Origin of the sequence: Roseateles sp. PN1 (genome assembly GCF_038419725.1) — a bacterium.
In the GTDB taxonomy this organism is placed as follows: Bacteria; Pseudomonadota; Gammaproteobacteria; order Burkholderiales; family Burkholderiaceae_C; genus Paucibacter_A.
The window spans coordinates 124343-147669 of record NZ_JBCARA010000007.1; the positions used below are offsets into that span (position 1 = coordinate 124343).

Consider the following 23327-nt stretch of genomic DNA (forward strand, 5'->3'; position numbering starts at 1 on the left):
GTATTTTCATCGCAGCGCCGGCCGCGCCCGGCCGGCTGCCGCTAGAGCGCGCGGCTTTGTGCAATAGTTGGCGCATGACTTCCGCAGCTGACAATTTTTTTTCGCCTTCCGCGCCACAAACTCACGGCGCCATTCAGATCGTCAAGGGCGCTTGCCCACATGATTGCCCCGACACCTGCGCCTTGCGCATTAGCGTGCAAGACGGTCGTGTGGTCAAGGTGCAGGGTGCCGCCGAGCATCCCAGCACCCACGGCGCCCTGTGCACCAAGGTCTCGCGCTATGCCGAGCGCACCTATCACGCCGAGCGGGTGTTGCAGCCGCTCAAGCGCGTCAGCGCCAAAACCGAGCCGCCGCGTTTTGAGCCGGTCAGCTGGGCTGAGGCCCTGGCCGACATCGCCGCCAAGCTCGGGCAGATCGCCGCCCGCGACCCGCAAGCCGTCCTGCCCTATAGCTATGCCGGCACCATGGGCTTGGTACAGGGCGAGGGCATGGCCGCACGCTTTTTCAACCGCCTGGGCGCCTCCCGGCTGGATCGCACCATTTGTGCTTCAGCTGGTGCCGCCGCTTTGACGGCGACCTATGGCCACAAAGTGGGCATGCACCTGCCTTATTTCGCCGAGAGCCAGCTGATCCTGATCTGGGGCAGCAACTCGATTGCTTCCAATCTGCATTTCTGGACCTTTGCCAACCAGGCCAAGCGTGCCGGTGCCAAGCTGATCTGCATCGACCCGCGCAAGACCGAGACGGCTGACAAATGCCACCAGCACATTGCGCTGCTGCCCGGCACCGATGGCGCCTTGGCCTTAGGTCTGATGCATGAGCTGATCACGCACGACTGGCTTGACCACGACTATCTGCGCCAGCATGTGGACGGCTGGGAGGAGTTGCGCGCCAAGGCCCTGCAGTGGCCGCCGGCGCGCACCGCCGAGGTTTGCGGCATCAGCGTGGACGAGGTGACGCAACTGGCGCGCGACTACGGCAACACGCGGCCGGCCGCCATCCGCCTGAACTACGGCATGCAGCGGGTGCGCGGCGGCGGCAATGCGGTGCGCCTGATCGCGCTGCTGCCTTGCCTGACGGGCGCTTGGCGCACGCGGGCGGGCGGGCTGCTGCTGTCCAGCTCGGGCTGGTTTGCGCCCTTCAAGAATATGGCCGCGCTGGAGCGCCCCGAGTTGGCCACCGGCGCCACGCCCCGCCTGCTGAATATGAGCACCATCGGCGACGATTTGCTGCGCGAGTCCGACCCCGTTTTCGGTCCCAAGGTCGAGGCGCTGATCGTCTACAACAGCAATCCGGTGGCGGTGGCGCCCGAGTCCCCCAAGGTGGTACGTGGCTTCCAGCGGGCTGATCTGTTCACCGTGGTGCTGGAACACTTCATGACCGACACCGCGGATTTGGCCGATTACGTGCTGCCCGCCACCACTCAGCTGGAACATCTGGATGTGCACACCAGCTATGGCCACACCGATGTGTTGATCAATGAGCAGGCCATCGCCCCGCTGGGCCAGGCCAAGCCCAACACGCAAATCTTCCGCGAGCTGGCCGCAGCCATGGGCTTCACCGAGGCCTGTTTTGCTGAAACCGACGAGCAACTGGCCCGTCAAGCCTTCAGTGCCGAGATTGATTTCGAGGCCCTGCGTGCCCAGGGCTGGCAAAGCCTGCCCCTGGCGGAGGCGCCCTTCGCCCAGGGTGGTTTCCCCACGGCCAATGGCCGGGCCCAGGCGGCGGGCTGCGACTACGTGGCGAACTACGAAAGCCGGGCCTCCTCGCCCGAGTTGGCGCAGCGCTATCCGCTGGCCATGATCTCGCCGCCGGCGCGCAACTTCCTCAATAGCAGCTTCGTCAATGTGAAGAGCTTGCGCGATATCGAGGGTGAGCCCTTGGTGGAGGTGCATGCCGAGGACGCCGCAGCGCGGGGCCTCACGGACGCCAGCATGGTGCGGGTGTTCAACGATCGCGGCAGCTATGTCTGCCGCTTGCGCGTCAGCCCGCGGGCCCGGCCCGGCGTGGTCAACGGTCTGGGCGTGTGGTGGCGCAAGCTGGGGGTGCAGGGCAGCAATGTCAATGAAGTCACCCACCAAGGCCTCACCGATCTGGGCGCGGCGCCGAGCTTTTACGACTGCTTGGTCGAGTTGCAAGCCTGGTCGCCCGCCGAGGCCAGCGCTGGATGAGGCGAGCCCGCTGGCTGGCCAGCATCGGCGCAGGCGGGCTTGCCCTGCTGGCCTTGCTGAGCCTGGGCGGCTGCGCCGAGTTGGGCTATCTGCGCCAGTCGGCGGCGGGCCATCTGCGGCTGATGGCGGCGGCCAAGCCGGTCGATGAGGTCTTGGCCCAGCCGGGCGTCTCAGCAGACTTGAGGCAGCGCCTGCTGCTCAGCCAGCGCATGCGCAGCTTCGCGGTGAGCGAGTTGAAGCTGCCCGACAACAGCAGCTATCGCCGCTACGCCGACCTGGGCCGGCCGGCGGTGGTGTGGAATGTGGTGGCCGCTCCTGAGCTGAGCCTGCAACTCAAGACCTGGTGTTTCCCGGTGATGGGTTGCGTGGGCTATCGGGGTTATTTCGATCAGGCGCAGGCGCAGGCCTTCGCGGCGGAGTTGCAGCGCCAGGATGCCAGCCTGGAAGTGCAGGTCTACCCGGTGCCGGCCTATTCCACCCTGGGCTGGAGCAATTGGGTGGGCGGCGACCCTTTGCTCAATACTTTTATTCGCTACCCGGAAGGCGAGTTGGCCGGCCTGATCTTTCACGAACTGGCGCATCAAGTCGCTTATGTAGCCGACGACACGCCCTTCAATGAAGCCTTTGCAACAGCCGTGGAGCGGCGTGGCGCGGCGGCCTGGCTCAGCGGCCAAGCCAGCCCGGCGGCGCGTGAAGCCTATGCCAAGCGCCAACTGCGGCGCGAGCAGTTCCGCGCCTTGACCGGCCGCTATCGCCAGCAATTGGCCGCCCTCTACGCCGGGCCGCTCAGCGCGGCCGAACAGCGTGCCGCCAAAGCCGCCTTGCTGCAGGATATGCGCCAGGACTACGAGCGCCTGAAGGCCGACGCCTGGGGGGGAGACAAGGCCTATGACGCCTGGTTCGCCCAGCTCAATAACGCCAGCCTGGCGATTCTGTCGGCCTATACCGATCTGAGCCCCGCCTTCGAAGCCTTGCTCGATCACGAGCAGGGCGATTGGCAGCGCTTTTATGTGCAAGTGCAGCGTCTGGCAGCCCTGCCAAAATCGCAGCGTCTGCAAGAATTGCTAAACAACAAATCACCCGGAGCACACTGAACCATGGCCGATATCCGCATCCACCGAGACCATGCCCTGGGCCTGACCCGTGCCCGTGAAATTGCCTGGGCCTGGGCCGAGCAAGTCGAGGAGAAATTCGGCATGGACTGCACGGTGCTGGAGGGTGAAACCAGCGACACCGTCGCCTTCACCCGTTCGGGCGTGAAGGGCGAGTTGATCGTCGCGGCCAAGCATTTCGAACTGCACGCCAAACTGGGCTTGCTGCTGGGGGCTTTCAAGACCTCCATCGAGGGCGAGATCGAGAAGGAGTTGGACAGCCTGTTGGCGGCGGAGTCTTCTGCCAAGCCCGCCAAAGTTGCGAAGGCCGCCACCAAGGTCGCCTCGCCTAAGGCGCCCGCGAAAGCAGCGGCCAAGAAAAAGCCGACCTGAGCAGGTCGGCTTTGGGCTGGGCTAAGCCTAGGTGGGCTTACTTCAGCGATTCGATCAGGTCAATATAGCTCTGCTGAGCTTCGTCTTGGCTGGTGCCCTTGAGTTCGTTCCAAGCATCCCACTTGGCGCGGCCCACCATATCGGTGAAACCGGGGCGCGAACCCTCCACATCGCCGGCGCTGCCTTGCTTGAACAAGGCATAGAGCTTGAGCAGCGTCATATTGTCCGGGCGCTCGGGCAGGGACTTGGAGCCGGCAACGGCGGCGTCGAATTGGTCTTTCAGGCTCATGTGGTCTTTCTCCTGCACTTGGTATCAATTGGGATGGACGGCAGCGATGTTAACCAGCATTGTGTGCATATAGAAGATTGGAGATGACTTTGCCGCAACGACAAGTACGCATGAGCAAGGTGGACACGGCCTGGCTGCGCATGGACACCGAGTCCAATTTGATGATGATTGTGGGCGTCTGGCGTATTCGGCCCGGCGTGGCCCTGGCCGATGTGCGCGAGCGCATCGCCAGCCAGTTGCTGCAATACCCGCGCTTCGGCCAGAAGGTGGTGGAAGACGCCATGGGCTCGGTTTGGGTGCAGGACTCTAATTTCGATATTCAGCGGCATTTGGTGCCCGAAGTGCTGCCCCTGCGGGCCGGTGCGGATGGCGAAGCCTTGCTGAAGGCGCGGGTCGGCGAGTTGGCCATGCAGAGCCTGGATACGGCGCATCCGCTGTGGCAATTTCACCTGGTCGAGGACATGGGCGATGGCTCCAGCGCCCTGATCGCCCGCATCCACCACTGCATTGGTGACGGCATCGCCCTGATTGCGGTGATGCTGTCCATCACCGACGGCGGCAAGGCCCCGCCCAAGCGGCGTTCGCGCGAGCCCGAGGAGCATGACTGGCTGACCGATCACCTGATGCGGCCCATCACCGGCATGACGGTCAAGGCCATTCGCATGGCCGGCGCCAGCATGGCCAAGGGCATGGATCATTTGATTCACCCTGCCAGCCCGCTGGACAACAGCCTGGACATGGCCCGCATGGGCTATCAGGCTGTTTCCGATGTGGCGGCCTTTGCCTTGATGGCGGACGACTCCCACACCCGCCTCAAGGGCAAGCCCGGCACGAGCAAGCGTGTGGCCTGGGGCGAGCCGCTGCCGCTGGATGCGGTGAAGGCGGTGGGCAAGGCCATGAATGCCTCCATCAACGATGTCTTGCTGAGCTGTGTGGCCGGTGCGATTGGCAGTTATTTGAGCGCCAAGGGCGACTCAGTGGACGGCCAGGAAATCCGCGCCATGGTGCCGGTGAACCTGCGGCCGATGGAAAAGGCTTATCAGCTGGGCAATCGCTTTGGCTTGGTGCCTTTGGTATTGCCCATCGGCATTGCCAATCCGGTGGAGCGGCTTTACGCCGTCAAGGCGCGCATGCAGGAGCTCAAGGGCAGCTTCCAGCCGGTGCTGGCTTTTGGCCTGCTGTCGGTGGCGGGCCTGCTGATCAAGCCGGTGCAGCACGCCATGTTGAATATCTTTGCCAAAAAGGCCACCGCCGTGATGACCAATGTGCCCGGCCCGGCCGAGGCCTTGCACTTCTGTGGCTCCGAAGTCGAGCGAGTGATGTTCTGGGTGCCGCAGTCGGGGGATATCGGCGTGGGCGTCAGCCTGCTGACCTATGCCGGCCAGGTGCAGTTCAGCCTGATCACCGACAGCACGCTGTGCCCCGACCCGGAAAAGGTCGTCGCCAACTTCACGCCCGAGTTCAATAAGTTGCTGTTGCTGGCGCTGATGCTGCCGTGGGCCGAGTGAGTGATGGCCACGCCTGAGCCGCTGGCCTCCGCAGCCGCCTCTGCCTTGGCGCCGCCCTGCACGGCGCAGCTGCTGGCGTTGCAGGCCGATATGGATCACGCGCAAGTGCTGCGCCAGGTCTTGCTGTCCTGTCAGGCGCAGATCGAGGGCAATGCCCGCCATATTGCCCGAGCGCAGTTTGAACCAGGCCATGTGCATCAGCTGCGCGTGGGTTTGCGGCGCCTGCGCAGCGGCCTGCGTTTGATGGCCAGCAAGGATGAGTTGGGGCTGCCGGCTGAAAGCCTGGCGCAGTTGAATGAAGCGGCGGCGCGGCTGTTCCGCCAACTGGGCCCAGCGCGTGAAGCCGATGTGTTGGCCGAGCTGTGGCCGCCGCAGCTGCTGGCGCAGATTGCTGCCGAGTTTCATGTCGACGGGCCCGAAGCCCGGCGCTTGCTGCAGGGCGAGCTGGCGCCACGCCTACCTGCCGCCGCCGTGGCACGGCTGCTGCGCTCGCGGGCCAGCCAAGCCTTGCTGGCGCAGCTACGCGACATGATTGCGCAATTGCCGGCGCCAACAGTCAAACCAAACAAAGCATCCAAATCCATCCCAGCCGGTGTGCCTGCTTTGCCTAAGCTGCATCGCCGGCTGCGGCGCTGGTTTCTGCGGGCGCAGCTGGAGGCTGCCGATTTTTCCAATCTGGATGCGAGCGGCCGCCATGCCTTGCGCAAGCGGCTCAAGCGCCTGCGCTATGGCATGGAGTTTTGCTTGGCCGGGCACGCCACAGCGCGTAGCCAGCAAGGCCTGCCGCTATTGCGCCAAGCCCTGCAATGCCTGGGGGAGTTGAATGACCAAGCCGGTGCCATGGCCCAGCTGCGCGCCCACGCGAGCCAGGCGCCGGCGGCGCAGTTCGCGCTGGGCTGGCTGGCCGCCCTGCATGAGCAGCAGCTGCGCCAGACCGTGCCGGTGATGAAGGCGCTGGTGGCCGCGCCGCTGCCCTGGCGGGATTGAGCGGGGCGGCGGCTGGGTAGCTGAACGGGCGAACGCCGTGCGCTAGTTTGGTTGGGCAGCCTTGGCAGGCCGCAGCCGGCGTCAGTCTTCCAGCTCTTCCCGGGCCATGGCGATGTCCAGCGCTTCCATCGCATCCATGGGTTCGCAGGCGGCGGCGTCGGCGTAGAGGGCTTCGGCTTCCTTCATGCGCTTGTCGCCTTCCAGCATGATCAGGCCGTTGGCGCGCTCCACCATGGCGATGGCGCAGCCGGGGTTGAGTTGCAGCGCCTGCACAAACATCTTCAGGCCGGTGCTGGTGTCGGCGCCCTGGGTCTTGCCCAGCAGCTTGCCCACCTTGTCGATCACCTCGGCATGAAAAGCACCCAGGGCGATATGAGCGTCAGCATGCTTGGGGTTCAGCTCAATCGTGCGCTCCAAGGCGTTCTTGACCTTGCTGCCCAGGCCTTGGGCCAAGGCCTTGGTCACGCTGATGCCCTGGCCGTAGCGGCCCACGGCATAGGCCTGCCAGTAATAGGCATTCGGGTTCTTGGGCTCCAGCTCTTGCTGGGCGGCGGCGCGTTCGGCCACTTCCTGGAACATCTCGAGCTTGACGCTTTCCTTCTTTTCCAGATAGTTGGCGTAGATGGCCTGGGCCTTGTTGGCCACCGTGATGCCGGCGCCGCCAACGGCGAGGCCCGCGTCATGCGCCAACTGGAACTCGCCGGCATGGAAGTGGATCCAGGCTTGCACCACCGCCGCATCCTTGGGGAAGGGCTCGCCGTCACCGGTGTGCAGGCGCGCCCAGTGCTTTTTCAGCGTGCTGGGTGTGTACTGGAAAGCGTGATTGTCGTGCGGGAAAGCGGTCCACTTGGCCATGCTGCGGTCTCCTTCAGGCTTGTTGATACTGATTGGCGAGTGCGAAGAGATGATCTTTCGAGGCCGGCTCCAGATAGGGCAGCAGCAGGCTCAGCACATGGAAGGCGCCGCGCATCAAGGCCACGCCGGCCTGCGAGGGCTCCAGGGCATTGCGCGGGTCGCGCACATACTCAAAACTGAGCCAATAGCTCAGCAGCACCACCATGGAATTGGCCGTGGGCGCTTGTTCGCGGCTGTCCATCTTCAGCACACCGCCGCGCTGCAGGCCGCTCAAGACCTGGCGCATGGCCTGGCCTTTTTGGCCTAGCACGGTCTGGAAGTGGGTTTCCAGGCGGCGGTTCTTGGACAGCAGGTCGTTGAGGTCGCGGTAGAGAAAGCGATGCTTCCAGATCAGCTCATAAAGCATGTGGAAGAACAGCCAGGCGTCTTCGACATTGCGCACATTGTCGGCCGCGCCCAGCAGCGCGCCCAGCTCCTGCTCGTAGCGATTGAACAGGGCGTTGATCAGCTCATCTTTGGCCGGGTAGTGGTAGTACAGATTGCCGGGGCTGATGTTCAACTCGGCCGAAATCAGCGTGGTTGAGACGTTAGGCTCGCCAAAGCGGTTAAACAGATCCAGCGTGACTTCGAGAATTCGCTCGGCCGTGCGGCGCGGCGGCTTTTTTGTGGCCATTTACTCAGGGTCTCCTACGCTGATTCTGTCATCAAGCGGTGAACATTCTCTAGGGTATTCGCTCCACTGACAGCATAGCCGCGCCGGGCGGCCAAAGACCCTGGCCCGGCACGCATGCAGGCAGCTTCCTACAATCAAGGATATGCGCACACAAATTAGTCCCCAGGCCGGCGCCGTGCCGGCCATTTCGTTTCAGAACGTCAGCAAAACCTATCGCGGCGGGCAGGTGAGGGCGCTGGACGGCGTCTCCTTCGACATTGCCCAAGGCGAGTTCTTCGGGCTCTTGGGCCCCAACGGCGCCGGCAAAACCAGCTTGATCAGCATCTTGGCCGGTCTGGCCCAAGCCAGCGGCGGGCGGGTTGAGGTGCTGGGTCACGATGTGGTGAAAGACTACGGCGCGGCGCGGCGCGCGCTGGGCATCGTGCCGCAGGAATTGGTGTTCGACCCCTTTTTCAGCGTGCGCGAGTCGCTGAAGATTCAAAGTGGCTACTTTGGTGTGCACAACAACGAGGCCTGGATCGACGAGTTGCTGAGCGAACTGGGCCTGGCGGACAAGGCCAATGCCAATATGCGCCAGCTTTCCGGCGGTATGAAGCGCCGGGTGCTGGTGGCGCAGGCCCTGGTGCATCGCCCGCCGGTCATCGTGCTGGACGAGCCCACCGCCGGTGTGGATGTGGAACTGCGCCAGACCCTGTGGCAGTTCATCGCCCGCCTGAACCGCGAGGGCCATACCGTCTTGCTGACCACCCATTACCTGGAAGAGGCCGAGGCCCTGTGCGGCCGCCTGGCGATGTTGAAGCAAGGCCGCATCGTGGCGCTGGACCGCACCAGCGATCTGCTCAAGGGCCGCGCTGCCACCATGCTGCGCTTCAAGACCGACGGCCAATTGCCCGCTGCCTTGGCGCCACAGGCCCGCATCACTGGCCGTATCGTGCAGATCAAGGCGCATGACGCCGCCGAGGTCGAAACCATTCTGGCCACACTGCGGGCCGCGCAATGCCAGGTGGAAGACCTGGAGATTGGCCGCGCTGATCTGGAGGATGTGTTCCTGGAGATCATGCAGGGCGCGTCGCTCAGTGCGCCGAAAGAACAGCAAGGCCAACAAGAACAACAACAAGGAGTGCAGGCATGAGCGCCATGATTTTGCAGGGCGCACGAACCCTGTTTTACAAAGAAGTGCTGCGCTTTTGGAAGGTTAGCTTCCAGACCGTGGCCGCGCCGGTTCTGACCTCGGTGCTCTATTTGCTGATCTTCGGCCACGCGCTGGAGAACCATGTCAAGGTCTACGACAACGTCGGCTACACCAGCTTTCTGATCCCCGGCCTGGTGATGATGAGCGTGTTGCAAAACGCGTTTGCCAATAGCTCCTCCTCGCTGATTCAAAGCAAGGTGACGGGCAATCTGGTGTTCTTGCTGGTGACGCCGCTTTCGCACTGGGCCTGGTTTGTGGCCTATGTGGGCGCGGCCATCGTGCGTGGGTTGGTGGTGGGCTTGGGCGTTTTGCTGGTCACGGCCTGGTTTGCGCCCCTGGGCCTGGTGGCGCCGGGCTGGATCTTGGTCTTCGCCGCGCTGGGTGCTGGCACCATGGGCGCGCTGGGCTTGATCGCCGGCTTGTGGGCGGAGAAATTTGACCAGCTCGCCGCCTTCCAGAACTTCATCATCATGCCCATGACCTTTTTGTCGGGCGTGTTCTATTCGGTGCATTCGCTGCCACCGGCCTGGCTGATGGTGAGCCACCTGAATCCGTTTTTCTACATCATCGACGGCTTCCGCCACGGCTTCTTTGGCGTCAGCGATGTCTCGCCTTGGCTCAGCTTAGGCGTGGTGGGGGTAGCCTTCGCCCTGGTCGCCAGCGTGGCGCTGGAATTGCTGCGTCGCGGCTATAAGATCCGCAGTTAAGCGAGCAAGGAACGGGGCGAGGCCTGGCTTCGCCCGCCGATTGCAAGTCCCTCATCAAGACTGGGTCAGAATGCGCAGCTCAATTCATCTTGGCTCACATCATGACCCTGTCCATGACTTCCACACGTCGACTGTGTGCGCTGGCGCTGGCCGCTAGTGCTTGTTTGTCGGGTTTGCCCGGCCTGGCAATTGCCGCTGAGGCCGCCGCAGAGCCGGCCGCCGCCGCTGCGGTTCTGGCTCCCAACCCCAATTTGCTGGTGCAAGGCATTCCTGCGATTCCGCAGGCCTTGGCCGCTGAGGTGGCGCGTTACACCGATTTCCGCGGCCACAGCTTTGTCGATTGGCACCCCACCAAGCGCGAGATGCTCGTCTCGCACCGCGCGGCCGGTGGCAACACCAGCCAGCTCTTCAGCTTGGCGGCACCCGTGGCCGGCAAGCTCAGTGAGCCGCGCAAGCTGACCGATGCGGCCGACCCGGTCAGCCGCGCCAGCTACGAGCCCAAGCAAGGGCGCTACATCGTGTTCGAGCGCGCCAATGGCGGCGACGAAGTGGCCCAGCTTTATCGCCTGAATGAAGGCGCTGCGCCGGTGCAGCTGACGCCGGCCGACGAGCGTCATGCCTTGATCGGTTGGCTGCATGCCGGTGGCGAGCTGATTTACGCCTCCACGCCGCTGGATCGCACCGCCAAAGGCGGCTCGCGCGCCGAGGTGACGACCACGTTCTGGATCGTCAACCCTGAGAGCAGTGAGCCCTTGAAAGCCCGCCGCAAGCTGGCCGAGTTACCCGGCGGTGGTTGGTTTGGCGGCCAATTGTCCTGGGACGACAAGCAGCTGGCGCTGACACGCTATATCTCCGCGACCGAGAGCGAAATTTGGCTGATGGACCTGAGCAGTGCCAAGCTGCGCCAGCTGCTGCCCGCCGCAGGCGAGGCCAAAGCCAGCTATTTCAGCGCCGGTTTCAGCCATGACAACAAGCAGCTGTGGTTCAGCAGCGACCGTTTCGGCGAGTTCCGCGAGTTGCAGCGCATCCAGCTGGCCAGCGGTAAATCGCAGCGCGTCAGCGCCGGCATTCCCTGGGATGCCAGCGGCGTCAGCTTCAGCCATGACGGCAAGATCGTGGCGGCCCAGTTCAATGTGGAAGGGCGCAATGAGCTTCGCTTGTTCGACGCTGCTAGCGCCAAGCCCCTGCCCACGCCGCGCCTGCCGGCCGGCAATCTGGGCGCCGCCTACTTTGACCATGGTCGTGGCGAGTTGGCTTTCAGCATCAACAATGCGCAAGGCCCTAGCCAGGTCTATAGCCTGAATCTGGCCAAGTCGGCGAAGGCGGGCAAGGCACAGATTGAGGCCTGGACCCAGTCCTACGCCCCGCCCGGCGTGGACACCGCCAAGTTCCCCGAGCAGCAAATCATCCGCTGGAAGAGCTTTGATGGCCTGAGCATTTCGGGCCTGCTGACCCAGCCGCCGGCCGATAAGTTCCCCGGCAAGCGCCCGGTCTTGATCTCTATCCACGGCGGCCCAGAAGGCCAGGCCAGCATCGGCTTCCTGGCGCGCAATAACTACTTTGTGATGGAGCAGGGCATCGCCTTGATCCAGCCCAATGTGCGCGGCTCCAGCGGCTTCGGCAAAACCTTCTTGAGCCTGGACAACGGCTTCAAGCGCGAGGACTCGGTCAAGGACATCGGTGCGTTGCTGGACTGGATCGCGACCCAGCCCAATTTGGATGCCTCCCGCGTGCTGATCATGGGTGGCAGCTACGGCGGCTATATGACGCTGGCCACGGCCACGCATTACGCCGACCGGATCGCTGGCTCCATCGATGTGGTGGGCATCTCGCACTTCGTCACCTTCTTGACCAATACCGAGAGCTACCGCCGCGATCTGCGCCGGGTTGAGTATGGCGACGAGCGTGATCCGGCCATGCGTGCGCATCTGGAGCAAATCTCGCCGCTCACCAATGCCAGCAAGATCCGCAAGCCGCTGTTCGTGGTGCAGGGCAAGAATGATCCGCGCGTGCCTTACACCGAGGCCGAGCAGATTGTGGCCAAGGTGCGCGAACTGGGCACGCCGGTTTGGTACCTGCGCGCCGACAACGAAGGCCATGGTTTCTCCCGCAAGGAGAACCAGGACTTCCAGTTCTATTCCATGATTTTGTTCATGCGTGAGACCTTGCTGAAACCCTGAGTCTTGACGGGTCTGGCTGAGGCTGGGGCAGGGTCGGGTCTTGAGCCGCCCTACAATTCCCCGCATGGCCGACCCTACACCCGCTCAAGTACAGCAATACATCGCCGCAGGCTTGCCCTGCGAACACCTGCATGTTGAGGGCGATGGCAGGCATTTCTTTGCCACCATCGTGTCCTCGCAATTCGAAGGCCTCAGCCGCGTGCGCCGCCATCAGCTGGTTTACACCGTGCTGGGCGAGCGCATGAAGGAAGAGATTCATGCCCTATCCATGCAGAAGACCCTGACCCCGGCCGAATGGGCCGCGGCCCAGGGCTGAGGCGATGACGATGATGATTACCCTGGCGCTCTCCAAAGGCCGCATCTTCGAAGAGACCTTGCCCCTGCTGAAGGCAGCTGGCATCACGGTGCTGGAAGATCCGGAAACCTCGCGCAAGCTCATTCTGGCCACCAACAACCCCGCCGTGCGCGTGGTGCTGGTGCGCGCCAGCGATGTGCCCACCTATGTGCAGTACGGCGGCGCCGACCTCGGCGTGGTCGGGCGCGATGTGCTGATCGAGCATGGCGTGGACGGCATGTACCAGCCGCTGGACCTCAATATCGCCCGCTGCCGCATGAGCGTGGCGGTGCGCGATGACTTCGACTATGCGGGCGCCGTCAAGCAGGGTTCGCGCCTGCGCGTTGCCACCAAATACACCGAAATCGCCCGCCAGCATTTCGCCGACAAGGGCGTGCACGTCGATCTGATCAAGCTCTACGGTTCGATGGAGTTGGCGCCGCTGACCGGCTTGGCCGATGCCATCGTTGACCTGGTGTCCACCGGCAACACGCTCAAGGCCAATCATCTGGTCGAGGTGGAGCAGATCATGGATATCTCCTCCCGCCTGGTGGTCAATCAGGCCGCGCTCAAGCTCAAGCAAGAGCCGCTGCGTCGCATGATCGACGCCTTCGCTTCCGCCATCGTTAAGTAAACACCCCACCCGTCCGAGCCCACCCAGTCCATGTTGAATCTGCGCCAACTCAGCACCGCCTCCGCCACTTTTGAAGCCGAGTTCCAGCGGGTGCTGCATTGGTCGGCGGAAACAGATGCGGGCATCGAAACCCGGGTGGCCGAGATCCTGGCCGATGTGCGCGCCCGTGGCGACGCCGCCGTGCTGGACTACACCGCACGCTTTGATCAGCTCAGCGTCAGCAGCATGAGCGAGCTGGAGCTGACTCGGGACGAGCTGAAAGCGGCTTTTGATGCCATCACCCCCGCCCAACGCACGGCTTTGCAAGCCGCTGCGGCGCGGGTGCGCAGCTATCACGAGCTGCAAAAACAGCACTCCGGCTTGAGCTGGAGCTACCGCGATGCTGACGGCAATCTGCTCGGGCAAAAAGTGACCCCGCTGGACCGTGTGGGCATCTATGTGCCCGGCGGCAAGGCGGCTTATCCCAGTAGCGTGCTGATGAACGCCATCCCCGCCCATGTGGCCGGCGTGCCTGAAATCATCATGGTGGTGCCCACGCCCAAGGGCGAGAAGAACCCCCTGGTCTTGGCCGCGGCCTATGTGGCCGGCGTCAGCCGCGCCTTCACCGTCGGCGGCTCGCAGGCGGTGGCGGCCTTGGCCTACGGCACGGCCACCATCCCGCGCGTGGACAAGATCACCGGCCCCGGCAACGCCTATGTGGCCAGCGCCAAAAAGCATGTGTTCGGCCAAGTCGGCATCGACATGATTGCCGGCCCCAGCGAGATTCTGGTGCTGGCCGATGGCAGCACGCCGCCCGACTGGGTGGCGATGGATTTGTTCAGCCAGGCCGAGCATGACGAGCTGGCGCAGAGTATTCTGCTGTGCCCCGATGCCGATTACATCGCCCGCGTGGCCGAGGCGATCGAGCGCCTCTTGCCCACCATGCCGCGCCAGGCGGTGATTCGCGCCTCGCTGGAAGGGCGCGGCGCCTTGATCCACACCCGCTCGATGGACGAGGCCTGCGAGATCAGCAACCGCATTGCGCCCGAGCATCTGGAAGTGTCCAGCAGCGAGCCGCATCGCTGGGAGCCGCAGCTGCGTCACGCCGGAGCGATCTTCCTGGGCGCTTTCACCAGCGAGTCCCTGGGTGACTACTGCGCCGGCCCCAACCATGTGCTGCCCACCTCGGGCACGGCGCGGTTTTCATCGCCGCTGGGCGTGTATGACTTCCAAAAGCGCAGCAGCCTGATCGAGGTTAGTGAAGCCGGGGCGCAAATTCTGGGCCCCATCGCCGCTGAGCTGGCTTATGGCGAAGGGCTGCAGGCGCATGCCCGCGCAGCGGAGCTGCGCTTGAAGGGTTAAGCGGAGCTGCGCCTGAAGGGCAAATTGGCGGCCCCGCGCTTGAAGCGCGAGAGAGCGGCCTGGCCGCTAAAGCCGCAGACCGCCTAGCTGCGCCGGCGAGTAAGCCCAAGCAGCCCTAGTCCCAGGGCCAGTAGCGCATAGCTGGCGGGCTCGGGCACGGCGGTGGTCAAAAAATCGTGCCCACTCAAGCCCGTGGTGTTGAGCCCGCTGTCCGAAGGGCTGAGCTGATAGTAGGCCGAGTGATAAAAATCGGCTTCGGTGCTGCGCCCGGTCTGGGCGTAAGAACCTACGTCGGCCCCTGCGTAAAGCATGCCGTTGATGCTCAGCGTGTGCCCGACCTGGGTGTTCAGCACCAAGGAGTAGACGCCTGTGGCCTGGGTGCTTGCATTCCAGCTCAAGATGCTGGTCTCCCCGCTCTCGCGATCCCGCAGCCTCATCTCGGCAATGCCACTGGCGCTGAGATAGCCGCCCAGCTCAAAATTGGGTGAGGACAGCGTGCCATTGATGGTGAAGTCCATGCGATAGCTCACCGGCGTGCCGATGGCCAGCGTGTTGCTGCTGACCACCAAGGTATCGAAGAAGCTGGCTTGCGCCGTGCCGTTCCCGTAACCGTATTGCACCAGATGGCCCTGGGCGTCATAGCCGTAGGGGTAGCTGGCGAAGGCGTAGGCCTTGAGCATGCCGATGCTGGCCAAGACCTTGGCGCTTGCCTTGCCGCCGCTGACCACCTGGGCCTGGGTATCCAGGCTGTTCAAGGTCAGGGCCTGGGGTTTATCGAGCCAGTCGAAGTTTTGGAAGTCGGTCTTGTCGTCGTTGTGCAGAAAATCTGCCGCGTGGCTGCGGGTGTAGGCGCTGAGTTGGTAGGACTGGGCTTGCGCATGGCTCATGCTGGCCAGGAGGATGAGGGCGGCCAAGGCCGGCTGTAGGCTTGAATGCCGGGCTGAAGGTCGGGCTGTCGAGAAATGCTGTGACATGCGATTGACTCCTTTGGGTGGCCCGAGCGCGGTGCAACAAGGGTGCACCAATCTATTCCTATCGCAGTCAGCGCCTAGCCCCTAGCTATTGGGGGTCTTGATGACACGAACTTCGTGTTGCACGAACTTCGTGTTAATCTTGCGGACAATGAATTTGATCAGCGCTTGCCTGGGCGCAGCTCGCTCGGTCCGGCACACAGAACCCGCTTAATCAGTTGGTGCCCGAGCTCGCTGCGCTCGGTCCGGCACACAAGACATGAAAAACGTCACCGTCAGCATGGAAGACAGCGTCGCCGAATGGGCACGGCTGGAGGCCGCCAGGCGCAATACCAGCGTCTCGCGCCTGGTGGGTGAGATGCTGGCCGAGAAAATGCGGCATGACGATGCTTATGAGCGCGCCATGCAGGATTGGTTGCATCGCGAGCGCTCCTGGGTGTCTGACGGCCAGGCTTATCCGCAGCGGAGCGCTGCCAAATGAGCGCCTTGCCGCTCGCCAGTGAAGGCTTTGTCTTCGTCGATACCTCCGTGCTGATCTGCAGCGAGGATGGCGCCGATGAGGCCGCCCGCGCGGCCGTGATGGACTGGCTGCGCGTGCTTTGGCTGCGGCGTCTGGGCCGGGTCTCGACCCAGGTGCTGAACGACTTTTATGCCCAGGTCACCACCCGCATCACACCGCCCATGCCCAATGGCGACGCGCGCGCCGAGGTGCGGCGTTATCAGCGCTGGCAGCCCTGGGCGATTGACCATGCGACGGTGGAAAGCGCCTGGTCCATCGAGAGCCGTTTCGGCCTGCCTTATGTCGACGCGCTGATCGTGGCCGCCGCCAAGGCGCAGGGCTGCAGCTTGCTGTTGAGCCTGGAGTTGCCGGCGGAGTTGCAGCTCGACAGTGTGCAAATCATCAACCCCCTTTTGACCAGCCCCAGCAGCAAGGGCTTTTTGCCATGACCATCAGCCCGCGTTTGAATCAAGCCCTGCAAAGCGTGCGCGAAGACGTGCGGGCCACCCAGGCCTATGCCGTGGCGCCAAGCCATGGCCTGGTCAAGCTGGACGTGATGGAGAACCCCTTTCGCTTGCCGCCCGAGCTGCAGCAAGCGTTGGGCGAGCGCTTGGGTGCCGTCGCGATCAACCGTTATCCGGCCGAGAGCACCGCAACGCTGGCGGCCGCGCTGGCTCGCCACGCCAAGATGCCGGTAGGTTGCGCCATCACCTTGGGCAATGGCTCGGACGAGCTGATCACCATGCTCAGCATGGCGCTGAGCCGCTCCGGCGCCGTGGTGCTGTCGCCTGAGCCCAGCTTTGTGATGTACGAGATTTCGGCCCGCTACCAAGGCCTCAAATACGTTGGCGTGCCGCTGCGCAGCGAGGACTTCGCCCTGGACGGCCCGGCCATGCTGGCAGCCATTGCCGAGCATCAGCCCGCGCTGATTTACCTGGCTTACCCGAACAACCCGACCGGCAACCTGTGGGATGCCGCGGTGATCGAGCAAATCATCGAGGCCGCGCCCGGCCTGGTGGTGATGGACGAGGCCTACCAGCCCTTTGCCAGCAGCGATGCCATGCATTGGCTAAGCCGTTACCCGCAGCTGCTGGTGATGCGCACCATGAGCAAGTTCGGCCTGGCGGGTGTGCGCATCGGCTACTTGATCGGCCAGCAAGCCCTGGTGGCTGAGATCGACAAGGTGCGCCCACCTTTCAACATCAGCGTGCTGAATGCCGAGGCCGGCTTGTTTGCGCTGGAACATGCCGAGGTTTATGCCGCCCAAGCCGCCGAGCTGCGGGCGCAGCGCGAAGTGCTGTTTGCGGCGCTGCAGAGCTTGCCCGGCGTGCAGCCCTATCCCAGCCAGGGCAATATGATTTTGACGCGCGTGCCGGACGCGCCGGCACTGTTCGCGGCGCTGAAGGCGCGCGGCGTGCTGGTCAAGAATTCCTCGGCCGCCCACCCCCTGTTGAAGAATTGCCTGCGCATCACGGTGGGCACGGCAGATGAGAACCAGGCCTTGCTGGCCGCGCTGAAAGAGAGCCTTTGATGACCACGACCTCCTCACCCTCAACTTCACCACGCATTGCCGAGATCAGCCGTAACACCAAGGAAACGCAGATCACCGTGCGCGTCAATCTTGACGGCACGGGCGAGGCCAAGCTCAGCACCGGCATCGGCTTCTTTGACCATATGCTGGACCAGATCGCCCGCCACGGCATGATCGATCTGGACATTGACGCCAAGGGCGATTTGCATATCGACGGCCACCACACGGTGGAAGACGTGGGCATCACCCTCGGCCTGGCGGTGGCGCAAGCGATTGGCGACAAAAAAGGCCTGACGCGCTACGGCCACAGCTATGTGCCGCTGGACGAAGCGCTGTCGCGCGTGGTGGTGGATTTTTCCGGCCGCCCCGGCCTGGCCATGGACGTGAAGTTCACCGCCGGCAGCATCGGTGCCTTTGACACCCAACTGGCGTTCGAGTTCTTCCAGGGCTTCGTCAACCACGCCGGCGTCAGCCTGCATGTGGACAATCTGAAGGGGCATAACGCCCATCATCAGTGTGAGACCATCTTCAAGGCCTTTGGCCGCGCGCTGCGCATGGCGATGACGCTGGACCCGCGCTCGGCCGGCGTGATTCCGTCAACCAAGGGAACGCTCTGACATGACTAGAACCGTGGCCGTCGTTGATTACGGCATGGGCAATCTGCGTTCGGTCTCGCAGGCCGTGCTGCATGTGGCGCAAGACTCGGGCCTGGAGGTGGTGATCACCGCCAACCCCGAACAGGTCTACGCCGCCGAGCGGGTGGTGTTGCCCGGCCAAGGTGCCATGCGCGACTGCATGCGCGAATTGGCTGATTCCGGCTTGAAGGAAGCGGTGCTGGACGCCGCCGCCCGCAAGCCGTTGATGGGCGTGTGCGTGGGCATGCAAATGCTGCTCGATCACAGCGAAGAGCAAGACACGCCGGGCCTGGGCCTGATTCCCGGCAAGGTGAAGCGCTTTCAGCTGGAGGGCCAGATCCAGCCCGATGGCAGCCGCTACAAAGTGCCGCAGATGGGCTGGAATCAGGTTCGCCAAGCGCGGCCCCATGCCATCTGGGCGGGGGTGCCCGATCAGTCCTGGTTCTACTTCGTGCACAGCTACTACGCCGCGCCGTTAGATGCGCACCACAGCGCCGGGGAATGCGATTACGGCGCACGCTTTACCTGCGCGGTCGCCCGGGATAATATTTTCGCCACCCAATTCCACCCCGAGAAAAGTGCTGCCCTGGGTCTTGCCCTGTACCGAAACTTCCTGCACTGGAAGCCCTGAGCCTTGCCAAGAATGCCTCAGCTCTTGGCCGCGCCGCAGACACCTTCTCAGCTCCCTCCCACTTCCCTTCATCCCCACCACCTCACTCGGCCATGCTGCTGATACCTGCTATTGACCTGAAAGACGGTCGCTGCGTTCGCCTCAAACAAGGCGATATGAACGACTCCACCACCTTTGGCGAGGACCCCGCCGCAATGGCCAGGCGCTGGCTGGATGCGGGCGCCCGGCGCTTGCATCTGGTCGACCTGAATGGCGCGTTTGCGGGCAAGCCCGTGAATGAGGCTGCCATCAAGGCCATCTTGCGCGAGGTGGGGGACGAGATCCCCGTGCAGCTGGGTGGCGGCATCCGCGACCTCGACACCATCGAACGCTATCTGGACAGCGGCATCAGCTACGTCATCATCGGCACCGCCGCCGTCAAGAGCCCGGGCTTCTTGAAAGACGCCTGCTCGGCCTTTGGCGGCCACATCATCGTGGGCCTGGATGCCAAGGACGGCAAGGTCGCCACCGATGGTTGGAGCAAGCTGACCGGTCACGAAGTGATCGACCTGGCCCGCAAGTTCGAGGACTACGGTGTGGAAGGTGTGATCTACACCGACATCGGCCGCGACGGCATGCTCAGCGGCGTCAATATCGAAGCCACGGTCAAGCTGGCGCAGGCGCTGACGATCCCCGTCATTGCCTCCGGCGGCCTGTCCAATCTGGCCGACATCAAGGCCTTGTGCGAGGTGGAGCGCGAGGGCGTTGAAGGCGTCATCTGCGGCCGCGCCATCTACACCGGTGACCTCGATCTGGCCGCCGGCCAGAAGCTGGCCGACGAGTGGGTCGACGGCGAGGAATGAGTGTTTCGGGCGGCTCTCTCGCCGCCCGCCTCTTAGTCTCAGATTCTCAGTTTTAGTCCAATGAACGGCGGGCCCAGGTCCGCTTGATACGTTCATCACCCGCCTGAAGTGATGGGGCGATTTCACCCCGCCCCGAGAAAAGAACAGCCCATGCTCGCCAAACGCATCATTCCCTGCCTCGACGTGACCGGTGGTCGCGTCGTCAAGGGCGTCAATTTCACCGAGCTGCGCGATGCCGGCGACCCGGTGGAAATCGCCGCCCGCTACAACGAGCAGGGCGCCGACGAGCTGACCTTTCTGGACATCACCGCCACTTCGGATGGGCGCGATCTGATCCTGCACATCATCGAAGCCGTGGCGAGCCAAGTCTTCATCCCCCTGACGGTGGGTGGCGGCGTGCGCGAGGTGGCCGATGTGCGCCGGCTCTTGAACGCGGGTGCCGACAAGGTCTCCTTCAACTCGGCCGCGATTGCGAATCCGCAGGTGATTCGGGATGCGTCCGAAAAATACGGCGCGCAGTGCATCGTCGTGGCCATCGACGCCAAGCGCCGCCAGGGCGATGACCTGGCCGCACGCGGCCCGGGCTGGGACATCTACAGCCACGGCGGCCGCAAGAACGTTGGCCTCGACGCGGTGGCCTGGGCGCGCCAGATGGCCGCGTACGGCGCCGGTGAAATTCTGCTCACCAGCATGGACCGTGATGGCACCCGCAGCGGCTTCGACCTGGAACTGACCCGCGCGGTCAGTGATGCGGTGTCGGTGCCGGTGATTGCCTCCGGCGGCGTGGGTTCGCTGGAAGATCTGGCCGATGGCGTGCAAATCGGCGGCGCCGACGCGGTGCTGGCCGCCAGCATCTTCCACTACGGCCATCACACCGTGGGCGAGGCCAAGGCCTTGATGGCGGCTCGTGGCATTCCGGTGCGACTGTGAATTTCCGGCCAGCTCTATGAACCGCCCCCGTTCCAGCGTTGCCGCCAAGGCAAAAGCCGCCCACACTCAAAAAGCGGCCGGCGGCCCGCGCATGGCCGCGCGCGAGGTGCGCATCATCGGCGGGCAATGGAAGCGCTCCAAGCTGCCGGTGGCTGACAAGCCGGGTCTGCGCCCCACGCCCGACCGCGTGCGCGAAACCTTGTTCAACTGGCTGGGCCAGGACCTTGACGGCTGGCACGTGCTGGACGCTTTTGCCGGCAGTGGTGCCCTGGGTTTTGAGGCCGCTTCGCGCGGCGCGACCGAGGTCGTGCTCTTGGAGCGTGACGCCGAATTGGCCCGCAGCCTGAACAGCAGCCGCGAGCGTTTGAAGGCTTCCAATATGCGGGTCGAATGCACCGACTCGCTGGCTTGGCTGGCGCGCCATGCGGCACCGCGATTCGAGCTGGTGTTGCTGGACCCGCCCTTTGGCCTCGATCTGTATTTGCCCGCCTTGGCCGCCGCCGTGCCGCTGCTGACGCTGGGTGGCTTCATTTATCTGGAAGCCGGCGAGCCGATCGAAGCGCCGGCGGAGCTGGGCCTGGAGCAGCTGCGTTCGGGCAAAGCGGGTGCCGTTCACTTCCAGCTCTTGCAGCGTTCGGGCGCGCCGATCTAATCCAGTTGGTGCAAGGCGCCCGCTTGGCTAAGGGGTGATGCGCGAGCCAGCGCCCGGGTTTGGCCTGGCCCAGGGGATAATCGCCCACCTCGAATGGAGCCTTTGCCTTGACCTCTGTCACCGTACTCACCGCCGTTTATCCCGGCACCTTCGATCCCATGACCCTGGGCCATGAGGATCTGATGCGCCGCGCCAGCCGCTTGTTTGAGCGCCTGATCGTGGCGGTGGCGGCCGGCCATCACAAGCGCACCATGTTCAGCATCGAAGAGCGGCTGGAAATCGCCACCGAGCTGGCGGCCAAATACCCCAATGTGGAAGTGATTCCCTTCCGCGGCTTGCTGCGCAACTTCGTGGTGGAGCATGGCGGCAAGGTGGTGGTGCGCGGCCTGCGTGCCGTCAGCGACTTCGAATACGAATTCCAGATGGCCGGCATGAACCGCCAGCTGATGCCCGATGTGGAAACGGTGTTCTTGACGCCTTCGGATCAGTTCCAGTTCATCTCCGGCACCTTTGTGCGCGAGATCGCCAGCCTGGGCGGCGATGTGTCCAAGTTTGTTTCCCCTTCGGTGCGCGAGCGTTTGCTTGAGCGCATCAAGGGTGAGTGAGGGTTCGTCATGGCTTTGATGATCACGGATGAATGCATCAATTGCGATGTATGCGAGCCCGAATGCCCGAACGAAGCGATTTCGATGGGCGAGGAGTTCTATCAAATCGAGCCCAGCAAGTGCACCGAATGCGTGGGTCATTTCGATGAGCCGCAATGCGTGCAGCTGTGCCCGGTGGCCTGCATCCCGGTCAACCCGGCTTTTGTTGAAGGCCAGGAAACCTTGATGGCCAAGTATCTGCGGCTGACGGCGGCGAAGGCCTGAAGCGGCCTGTGCGCCGCCGCCAAACATCAAATCTCTGACACCTGCCCCGGCTGAAACTGCCGGCATTCGCCATAGCCCGGCGGGCGTGGCCAGCTGGTGGCTTGGGGTAGGGCATCGCCATGCTCACTGAGCCATTGCCGAGCCAACATCCAGCCGCCATGGCTGACGATCAGCGCGCCGGCCGGCAGCGGCCAGGCTTGCACGCGTTGGAGCATGTGCGCCAGTGACTCACCGCCGCCGGGCGCGTGGGCGCTGAAGTTATTCACCCATGCGTCCACCTCGGCTTGGCTGATCTGCGTCCATGCGAGGCCGTCCCAGGTGCCGAAGTCCAGCTCCAGCAGGGCAGGATCGCGGTGATGTTGCCAACCCCAGCGGCGTAGCCAAACACCCACGCTGGCACAGCGTTGCAGTGGCGAGGTGATGACCCGGTTCGGCAGGCGCTCCCGCCGCGCCAAAGCCTGAATGCGCCTGGCCAAGCGTTTGGCGCGGCGCCAGTGCACCGGCAAATCGCTGCGCGCTCCCACACACAGGCCGGCCGCACCCTCGGGCTTGGGGTGGCGCCAGACGCGTGCCGGGGCTTGCGGCGCACTCATGTGAACACGCCCACCAGGGCCAGCAGGCTCAACAGAATCACCAGCTCGACGATCTGCTGGGTGGCGCCCAAGTTGTCACCGGTGTAGCCGCCCAGGCGGCGCTCCAGCCAGCTTTGCATGGCCAAGGTCGCCGCGCCACCGGCCACCCAGGCGGCGCACAGGCCGGGCACCCAGGCGGAGTCGTACGCGGCCATCAAGCCGCTCAGCAACAACAGCCAGGCCAGGCCGAAATACAGCGTGCCGCTGCTGGCCTGCGTGGCCAGAGGCTTGGCTTTGGCATGGTCGGCGTCACCCGCGTAGGCCGAGGCGCTCATCAGCCAGACGGGCGCCAGGCGTGAGGCGCTGTGGGCCCACACCAGGGCGGCCAGGCCCAGGTGGGGGTCGGCTTCCAGCAAGGCCAGCAAGGCTGCGGCTTTGAGACCGAGCATCAGGATCAGGCCCAGCGCGCCATAGCTGCCGATGCGCGAGTCCTTCATGATCAGCAGCGCCTTCTCGCGGCTGACCGCGCCGCCCAGGCCGTCGCAGGTATCGGCCCAGCCGTCTTCGTGGAAGCCGCCGGTCAGCCAGACGCTGGCGGCAATGCTCAGGCCCACCGCGATGCTGGCCGGCCAAATCCAACTGGCCGCCCACAGCACGGCTGCCGCAAACAAGCCCACCAGCGTGCCCACCACCGGGAAGTAGCGTGCGCATTGCTGCAGCCAAGCCGGCTCGAAGCCGACCCAGGCCGGCACCGGGCAGCGGGTGAAGAACTGCAGGGCGATGAAGAAGAGGCGGACTTGGTGCAAGAGATGGCGCATGGTGGCGAGCGTATCCGAGGCC

Annotated in this window: 27 protein-coding genes; 21 read left to right on the top strand and 6 right to left on the bottom strand. The window is 64.1% G+C overall.

Translation table 11 applies throughout. The features are described 5' to 3' along the window. Window positions 1-74 precede the first annotated feature (74 nt). The 3 genes from AABB87_RS12710 to AABB87_RS12720 are packed head-to-tail and all read left to right on the top strand — an operon-like array spanning window position 75 to window position 3655. Complete coding sequence (locus AABB87_RS12710) at window positions 75-2171, top strand: molybdopterin-containing oxidoreductase family protein (RefSeq protein WP_341971591.1); 2097 nt, start codon at window positions 75-77, stop codon at window positions 2169-2171. Continuing rightward, entirely contained in the window at window positions 2168-3265 is a 1098-nt protein-coding gene (locus AABB87_RS12715; RefSeq protein WP_341971592.1) for an aminopeptidase, read from the top strand. Before AABB87_RS12710 ends, AABB87_RS12715 begins: the two co-directional genes overlap by 4 nt. Before the next feature lie 3 nt (window positions 3266-3268). Beyond that, complete coding sequence (locus AABB87_RS12720; protein WP_341971593.1) at window positions 3269-3655, top strand: polyhydroxyalkanoic acid system family protein; 387 nt, start codon at window positions 3269-3271, stop codon at window positions 3653-3655. A 37-nt stretch (window positions 3656-3692) separates the two neighbouring features. Here the strand turns inward: AABB87_RS12720 and AABB87_RS12725 are convergent, their stop codons facing one another. Continuing rightward, window positions 3693-3944 (bottom strand): acyl-CoA-binding protein, encoded by a 252-nt coding sequence (locus tag AABB87_RS12725; protein ID WP_058718587.1) that lies wholly within the window; start codon window positions 3942-3944, stop codon window positions 3693-3695. Between the two features lie 83 nt (window positions 3945-4027). Here AABB87_RS12725 and AABB87_RS12730 point away from each other — a divergent pair, with 83 nt between their 5' ends. Together AABB87_RS12730 and AABB87_RS12735 are read left to right on the top strand one after the other, a co-directional pair. Further along, complete coding sequence (locus tag AABB87_RS12730) at window positions 4028-5452, top strand: wax ester/triacylglycerol synthase family O-acyltransferase (protein ID WP_341971594.1); 1425 nt, start codon at window positions 4028-4030, stop codon at window positions 5450-5452. A 3-nt stretch (window positions 5453-5455) separates the two neighbouring features. Beyond that, window positions 5456-6439 carry a CHAD domain-containing protein gene (locus AABB87_RS12735; protein WP_341971595.1) on the top strand — a complete coding sequence of 328 codons (984 nt, stop codon included), beginning with the start codon at window positions 5456-5458 and terminating at the stop codon, window positions 6437-6439. Between the two features lie 81 nt (window positions 6440-6520). Here AABB87_RS12735 and AABB87_RS12740 read toward each other — a convergent pair whose 3' ends face one another. Continuing rightward, window positions 6521-7294, bottom strand: coding sequence for a hypothetical protein (locus tag AABB87_RS12740; protein ID WP_058718590.1), 774 nt, complete (start codon window positions 7292-7294; stop codon window positions 6521-6523). A 13-nt stretch (window positions 7295-7307) separates the two neighbouring features. Next, a complete protein-coding gene (locus AABB87_RS12745; protein WP_058718591.1) occupies window positions 7308-7967 on the bottom strand; it encodes a TetR/AcrR family transcriptional regulator in 660 nt (219 codons plus the stop codon). Between the two features lie 175 nt (window positions 7968-8142). On the opposite strand from AABB87_RS12745, the gene AABB87_RS12750 reads away from it, so the two are divergent. From AABB87_RS12750 to hisD, 6 genes are all read left to right on the top strand, one after another. Continuing rightward, the gene (locus AABB87_RS12750; RefSeq protein ID WP_341971698.1) at window positions 8143-9099 is read left to right on the top strand and encodes an ABC transporter ATP-binding protein; all 957 of its coding nucleotides are present in this window, start codon (window positions 8143-8145) and stop codon (window positions 9097-9099) included. Then, window positions 9096-9866 carry an ABC transporter permease gene (locus AABB87_RS12755; RefSeq protein ID WP_341971596.1) on the top strand — a complete coding sequence of 257 codons (771 nt, stop codon included), beginning with the start codon at window positions 9096-9098 and terminating at the stop codon, window positions 9864-9866. The genes AABB87_RS12750 and AABB87_RS12755 overlap by 4 nt, the downstream gene beginning before the upstream one ends. Window positions 9867-9979: 113 nt before the next feature. Further along, entirely contained in the window at window positions 9980-12046 is a 2067-nt protein-coding gene (locus AABB87_RS12760; RefSeq protein ID WP_341971597.1) for a S9 family peptidase, read from the top strand. Between the two features lie 64 nt (window positions 12047-12110). Then, entirely contained in the window at window positions 12111-12362 is a 252-nt protein-coding gene (locus AABB87_RS12765; RefSeq protein ID WP_058718594.1) for a BolA family protein, read from the top strand. A gap of 13 nt (window positions 12363-12375) precedes the next feature. Beyond that, entirely contained in the window at window positions 12376-13014 is a 639-nt protein-coding gene (gene hisG / locus AABB87_RS12770; RefSeq protein WP_058722008.1) for an ATP phosphoribosyltransferase, read from the top strand. 30 nt (window positions 13015-13044) lie between these two features. Beyond that, window positions 13045-14355, top strand: a complete 1311-nt coding sequence (gene hisD / locus AABB87_RS12775) for a histidinol dehydrogenase (protein ID WP_341971598.1) — start codon at window positions 13045-13047, stop codon at window positions 14353-14355. A gap of 83 nt (window positions 14356-14438) precedes the next feature. On the opposite strand, the gene AABB87_RS12780 is transcribed toward hisD, so the two are convergent. Next, a complete protein-coding gene (locus tag AABB87_RS12780) occupies window positions 14439-15269 on the bottom strand; it encodes a PEP-CTERM sorting domain-containing protein (protein WP_341971599.1) in 831 nt (276 codons plus the stop codon). A gap of 316 nt (window positions 15270-15585) precedes the next feature. Here AABB87_RS12780 and AABB87_RS12785 point away from each other — a divergent pair, with 316 nt between their 5' ends. The 10 genes from AABB87_RS12785 (at window position 15586) to AABB87_RS12830 (ending at window position 21915) form a co-directional block, all read left to right on the top strand. Further along, entirely contained in the window at window positions 15586-15807 is a 222-nt protein-coding gene (locus AABB87_RS12785; RefSeq protein WP_058718597.1) for a hypothetical protein, read from the top strand. Next, window positions 15804-16274 (top strand): PIN domain-containing protein, encoded by a 471-nt coding sequence (locus AABB87_RS12790; protein WP_341971600.1) that lies wholly within the window; start codon window positions 15804-15806, stop codon window positions 16272-16274. The genes AABB87_RS12785 and AABB87_RS12790 overlap by 4 nt, the downstream gene beginning before the upstream one ends. Continuing rightward, the gene (gene hisC, locus AABB87_RS12795) at window positions 16271-17356 is read left to right on the top strand and encodes a histidinol-phosphate transaminase (RefSeq protein ID WP_341971601.1); all 1086 of its coding nucleotides are present in this window, start codon (window positions 16271-16273) and stop codon (window positions 17354-17356) included. Before AABB87_RS12790 ends, hisC begins: the two co-directional genes overlap by 4 nt. Continuing rightward, window positions 17356-17973 carry an imidazoleglycerol-phosphate dehydratase HisB gene (hisB, locus tag AABB87_RS12800; RefSeq protein WP_058718600.1) on the top strand — a complete coding sequence of 206 codons (618 nt, stop codon included), beginning with the start codon at window positions 17356-17358 and terminating at the stop codon, window positions 17971-17973. Before hisC ends, hisB begins: the two co-directional genes overlap by 1 nt. A 1-nt stretch (window position 17974) precedes the next feature. Beyond that, on the top strand, window positions 17975-18622 hold the full coding sequence (hisH, locus tag AABB87_RS12805; RefSeq protein WP_341971602.1) for an imidazole glycerol phosphate synthase subunit HisH: 648 nt from the start codon (window positions 17975-17977) through the stop codon (window positions 18620-18622). A gap of 92 nt (window positions 18623-18714) precedes the next feature. After that, a complete protein-coding gene (hisA, locus tag AABB87_RS12810) occupies window positions 18715-19464 on the top strand; it encodes a 1-(5-phosphoribosyl)-5-[(5-phosphoribosylamino)methylideneamino]imidazole-4-carboxamide isomerase (protein WP_058718602.1) in 750 nt (249 codons plus the stop codon). A gap of 150 nt (window positions 19465-19614) precedes the next feature. Next, window positions 19615-20394: an imidazole glycerol phosphate synthase subunit HisF gene (gene hisF, locus AABB87_RS12815; protein WP_341971603.1), complete on the top strand. Its 780-nt coding sequence runs from the start codon at window positions 19615-19617 to the stop codon at window positions 20392-20394. Window positions 20395-20410: 16 nt separating this feature from the next. Further along, window positions 20411-21046 (top strand): 16S rRNA (guanine(966)-N(2))-methyltransferase RsmD, encoded by a 636-nt coding sequence (gene rsmD / locus AABB87_RS12820; RefSeq protein ID WP_445944865.1) that lies wholly within the window; start codon window positions 20411-20413, stop codon window positions 21044-21046. A 107-nt stretch (window positions 21047-21153) separates the two neighbouring features. Further along, window positions 21154-21651, top strand: a complete 498-nt coding sequence (gene coaD, locus AABB87_RS12825; protein WP_082679699.1) for a pantetheine-phosphate adenylyltransferase — start codon at window positions 21154-21156, stop codon at window positions 21649-21651. 9 nt (window positions 21652-21660) lie between these two features. Beyond that, window positions 21661-21915, top strand: a complete 255-nt coding sequence (locus tag AABB87_RS12830) for a YfhL family 4Fe-4S dicluster ferredoxin (RefSeq protein ID WP_058718605.1) — start codon at window positions 21661-21663, stop codon at window positions 21913-21915. A 26-nt stretch (window positions 21916-21941) separates the two neighbouring features. Here AABB87_RS12830 and AABB87_RS12835 read toward each other — a convergent pair whose 3' ends face one another. Continuing rightward, window positions 21942-22508: a histidine phosphatase family protein gene (locus tag AABB87_RS12835; RefSeq protein WP_341971604.1), complete on the bottom strand. Its 567-nt coding sequence runs from the start codon at window positions 22506-22508 to the stop codon at window positions 21942-21944. Continuing rightward, the gene (locus tag AABB87_RS12840) at window positions 22505-23305 is read right to left on the bottom strand and encodes an adenosylcobinamide-GDP ribazoletransferase (RefSeq protein WP_341971605.1); all 801 of its coding nucleotides are present in this window, start codon (window positions 23303-23305) and stop codon (window positions 22505-22507) included. The genes AABB87_RS12835 and AABB87_RS12840 overlap by 4 nt, the downstream gene beginning before the upstream one ends. Between the last annotated feature and the right edge of the window lie 22 nt (window positions 23306-23327).

What these genes read in the sequence shown, in the direction of transcription:
- AABB87_RS12710 (WP_341971591.1), top strand. Translation starts at nt 75, where the DNA reads ATGACTTCCGCAGCTGACAATTTTTTTTCGCCTTCCGCGCCACAAACT.
- AABB87_RS12715 (WP_341971592.1), top strand. Translation starts at nt 2,168, where the DNA reads ATGAGGCGAGCCCGCTGGCTGGCCAGCATCGGCGCAGGCGGGCTTGCC.
- AABB87_RS12720 (WP_341971593.1), top strand. Translation starts at nt 3,269, where the DNA reads ATGGCCGATATCCGCATCCACCGAGACCATGCCCTGGGCCTGACCCGT.
- AABB87_RS12725 (WP_058718587.1), bottom strand. Translation starts at nt 3,944, where the DNA reads ATGAGCCTGAAAGACCAATTCGACGCCGCCGTTGCCGGCTCCAAGTCC.
- AABB87_RS12730 (WP_341971594.1), top strand. Translation starts at nt 4,028, where the DNA reads ATGACTTTGCCGCAACGACAAGTACGCATGAGCAAGGTGGACACGGCC.
- AABB87_RS12735 (WP_341971595.1), top strand. Translation starts at nt 5,456, where the DNA reads ATGGCCACGCCTGAGCCGCTGGCCTCCGCAGCCGCCTCTGCCTTGGCG.
- AABB87_RS12740 (WP_058718590.1), bottom strand. Translation starts at nt 7,294, where the DNA reads ATGGCCAAGTGGACCGCTTTCCCGCACGACAATCACGCTTTCCAGTAC.
- AABB87_RS12745 (WP_058718591.1), bottom strand. Translation starts at nt 7,967, where the DNA reads ATGGCCACAAAAAAGCCGCCGCGCCGCACGGCCGAGCGAATTCTCGAA.
- AABB87_RS12755 (WP_341971596.1), top strand. Translation starts at nt 9,096, where the DNA reads ATGAGCGCCATGATTTTGCAGGGCGCACGAACCCTGTTTTACAAAGAA.
- AABB87_RS12760 (WP_341971597.1), top strand. Translation starts at nt 9,980, where the DNA reads ATGACTTCCACACGTCGACTGTGTGCGCTGGCGCTGGCCGCTAGTGCT.
- AABB87_RS12765 (WP_058718594.1), top strand. Translation starts at nt 12,111, where the DNA reads ATGGCCGACCCTACACCCGCTCAAGTACAGCAATACATCGCCGCAGGC.
- hisG (WP_058722008.1), top strand. Translation starts at nt 12,376, where the DNA reads ATGATTACCCTGGCGCTCTCCAAAGGCCGCATCTTCGAAGAGACCTTG.
- hisD (WP_341971598.1), top strand. Translation starts at nt 13,045, where the DNA reads ATGTTGAATCTGCGCCAACTCAGCACCGCCTCCGCCACTTTTGAAGCC.
- AABB87_RS12785 (WP_058718597.1), top strand. Translation starts at nt 15,586, where the DNA reads ATGAAAAACGTCACCGTCAGCATGGAAGACAGCGTCGCCGAATGGGCA.
- AABB87_RS12790 (WP_341971600.1), top strand. Translation starts at nt 15,804, where the DNA reads ATGAGCGCCTTGCCGCTCGCCAGTGAAGGCTTTGTCTTCGTCGATACC.
- hisC (WP_341971601.1), top strand. Translation starts at nt 16,271, where the DNA reads ATGACCATCAGCCCGCGTTTGAATCAAGCCCTGCAAAGCGTGCGCGAA.
- hisB (WP_058718600.1), top strand. Translation starts at nt 17,356, where the DNA reads ATGACCACGACCTCCTCACCCTCAACTTCACCACGCATTGCCGAGATC.
- hisH (WP_341971602.1), top strand. Translation starts at nt 17,975, where the DNA reads ATGACTAGAACCGTGGCCGTCGTTGATTACGGCATGGGCAATCTGCGT.
- hisA (WP_058718602.1), top strand. Translation starts at nt 18,715, where the DNA reads ATGCTGCTGATACCTGCTATTGACCTGAAAGACGGTCGCTGCGTTCGC.
- hisF (WP_341971603.1), top strand. Translation starts at nt 19,615, where the DNA reads ATGCTCGCCAAACGCATCATTCCCTGCCTCGACGTGACCGGTGGTCGC.
- rsmD (WP_445944865.1), top strand. Translation starts at nt 20,411, where the DNA reads ATGAACCGCCCCCGTTCCAGCGTTGCCGCCAAGGCAAAAGCCGCCCAC.
- AABB87_RS12830 (WP_058718605.1), top strand. Translation starts at nt 21,661, where the DNA reads ATGGCTTTGATGATCACGGATGAATGCATCAATTGCGATGTATGCGAG.
- AABB87_RS12835 (WP_341971604.1), bottom strand. Translation starts at nt 22,508, where the DNA reads ATGAGTGCGCCGCAAGCCCCGGCACGCGTCTGGCGCCACCCCAAGCCC.
- AABB87_RS12840 (WP_341971605.1), bottom strand. Translation starts at nt 23,305, where the DNA reads ATGCGCCATCTCTTGCACCAAGTCCGCCTCTTCTTCATCGCCCTGCAG.